The organism is Agromyces humi (assembly GCF_009720255.1).
GTDB classification, from domain to species: domain Bacteria; phylum Actinomycetota; class Actinomycetes; order Actinomycetales; family Microbacteriaceae; genus Agromyces; species Agromyces humi.
Genome location: NZ_WJSP02000506.1, coordinates 1 through 2,226, shown reverse-complemented (window position 1 = coordinate 2,226; position 2,226 = coordinate 1). Strand labels below are relative to the sequence as shown.

General features: G+C 71.3%; 3 protein-coding genes and 1 pseudogene. 1 reads left to right on the top strand and 3 read right to left on the bottom strand.

What is annotated here, in order from left to right; genetic code table 11:
* Positions 1 to 21 precede the first annotated feature (21 nt).
* Positions 22 to 75: pseudogene (locus tag GH736_RS25820) on the top strand (hypothetical protein); the annotation flags it as partial.
* Positions 76 to 118: 43 nt separating this feature from the next.
* Here the strand turns inward: GH736_RS25820 and GH736_RS21525 are convergent.
* From GH736_RS21525 to ruvX, 3 genes are all read right to left on the bottom strand, one after another.
* The gene (locus tag GH736_RS21525; protein ID WP_235934615.1) at positions 119 to 445 is read right to left on the bottom strand and encodes a shikimate dehydrogenase family protein; all 327 of its coding nucleotides are present in this window, start codon (positions 443 to 445) and stop codon (positions 119 to 121) included.
* On the bottom strand, positions 438 to 1,811 hold the full coding sequence (mltG, locus tag GH736_RS21520; protein WP_235934613.1) for an endolytic transglycosylase MltG: 1,374 nt from the start codon (positions 1,809 to 1,811) through the stop codon (positions 438 to 440). The genes GH736_RS21525 and mltG overlap by 8 nt, the downstream gene beginning before the upstream one ends.
* A partial coding sequence (ruvX, locus tag GH736_RS21515) for a Holliday junction resolvase RuvX (protein WP_159606939.1) occupies positions 1,808 to 2,226 on the bottom strand: 419 nt, incomplete at its 5' end. The genes mltG and ruvX, both read right to left, overlap by 4 nt.

The following is a 2,226-nucleotide window of genomic DNA, read 5'->3' as shown; positions in this document are numbered from 1 at the left end:
CCGGTCGCCGGCGGCACGCCGGTGACGATCACCGGCACGAACCTGGCCGGTGCGACCGAGGTGACCATCGACGGGACATCCGTGCCGTTCATCCAGGTGAGCGACACCGAGATCACGTTCACGACCCGCGCCGCACGCCATCGGCCAGCAGCACCGTGTTCGCGGCGTTCGTCAGCCGGGCGATCTCGTCGAGGTCGTCGAGCAGCGGCAGCACGTCCTGCTTGAGCGGCATCGTGAGTGACAACCCGCGCCACGCGGCATCCCGCGTGTCGAGGAACCCGGCAAGTCGTGCGCCGTCCATCTCGATGGCCGTGTACTCCCAATCGAGTCCGAGGCGGGCGTACGCGGCCCGGTGCAGGGCCGGGCTCTTCGAATGCGAGATCGGCGACCCCAGCACGGCCAGCCGAGTCGCGCCCGCCCCGCGACCCGTACCCGGGTCACTCACAGTAGGCCGCGTTCTCCTCGCTGGCGGCGCACCACTCCTGCAGCTGCGCGACCGCCGCCTCATGCTCCTCGACCGTCGTCGAGAACACCGTCTCTCCGGTCGCGAGGTTCACCGGGACGAAGAACAGCCAGGTGCCGTCGGCCGGGTGGAACGCCGCGTTGATCGCGACGTCGCCCGGATTGCCGATCGGACCGACCGGCAGGCCGGGGTTCGCGTAGGTGTTGTAGAGGTTCGAGGCGTCGGCGCGCTCGGCGTCGGTGGTCCAGACGGTGTGCGTGTTGCCGGTGCCGTAGGCCACCGTGGCATCCGATTCGAGGTTCATGCCCTGGTCGAGGCGGTTCTGGAACACTCGGGCGACCTTCGGGAAGTCCTCGGTGTCCGACCCGGCCTCGCGCTGCACGATCGAGGCCAGGACGATCGTCTTCCACCGCTGGTCGGCCGGCACGCCGGCCGCGTCGAGCGCCTGGAACTGCCGGTCGACGAGCGTCTGCAGCACACCATGGGCGTCGATGCCGGGATCGAGCGTGTACGTCGCCGGGAAGAGGAAGCCCTCGAGGGTCGTCGCCTCCGCGGGAAGCCCGTAGTTCGCGGGCGGCTCCGCCGCCGCGGCCTGGAGCTCCTCGATCGGGATGCCGGTTCCCTCCGAGATCGCGACGAGCACGTCGGGCAGCGCAGTGCCCTCGGGGATGACGAAGGTGTTCTCGAGCTTGTTCGCCGGATCGGTGAGCGCGTCCAGCGCCGCCTGCGAACTCATCCGCTCGGCCAACTGGTAGGCGCCGGGGTGGAACTCGGGCTCGGGCGTCTGCTCGAGGAGCAGGTCGTAGAAGGCGTCGTACGACGCGGTCACGCCCTCGTCGACGAGGTTCTCGGCGATGTCGGAGCCGGTCTCGCCGTCGTGGATCATGAAGATGACCTCGCCCGTTCCGGCGCCGGTGTAGTCGGCCGCAGGCGTGAACCGCTCGATCAGTGCGTTGATGGGGCCCTGCAGGAAGAAGACGGCGCCCGCGACCAGCGCGGCCACGATGACGAGTCCGACGAGGCACCCCCACGGACCGCGACGCCTCGGCTGCTCGGGGTCGTGCACCTCGTAGTCGGATGCTGCGGCGCGACGTTCGGCGCGCGACGGCTTGGCCGGCGGCACCTCGGCTTCGACCGTGGCGGCGCGGCGCTGTTCGGCTTCCCGCGCCTCGCGGCGGGTCATGGGGCGTTCGGCGGCGACCGCGACGGGCTCGGGGGACGACGGCTCCGAGCCGACCGCACGCTGCTGGGCGCGCGGCGGCTCGCCGTCGCCGGCGAGCAGCGCATGCCAGTCGACGGGGGCGCGATCCGTCGAGGATCCGTGCGGCTCCGAGGGGAACTGGGTCACAGGGGGGACGACCCTTCGTCTGTCGTGAGCAGGCGTCCGGGCTCGGAACCCGACGCACGCTCGGTGTCGATCGCGTGTTGCAGAATGATAACGGCTGCGACTTGGTCGACGATGGGACGCTGGCTGCGGCTGGACTTCCCCGAGGCACGCAGCGCCTGTTGCGCGCTCACCGTCGAGAGCCGCTCGTCGACCAGGCGCACGGGGACGCCACCCTCGGCGAGGCGCCCTGCGAAGGCGATCGCGTCGGCGGTCGAGGCCGTCGCAGCGCCCGAGAGCGAGAGCGGGTTGCCGACGACGAGCTCGATGGCCCCGAACTCGTCGGCGAGCTCGAGGATTCGTCGCACGTCGGCGTCGCCGTCGGCCGCACGCGGCACCGTCTCGACCGGCACGGCGAGGAGGCCCCCCGCATCGCACC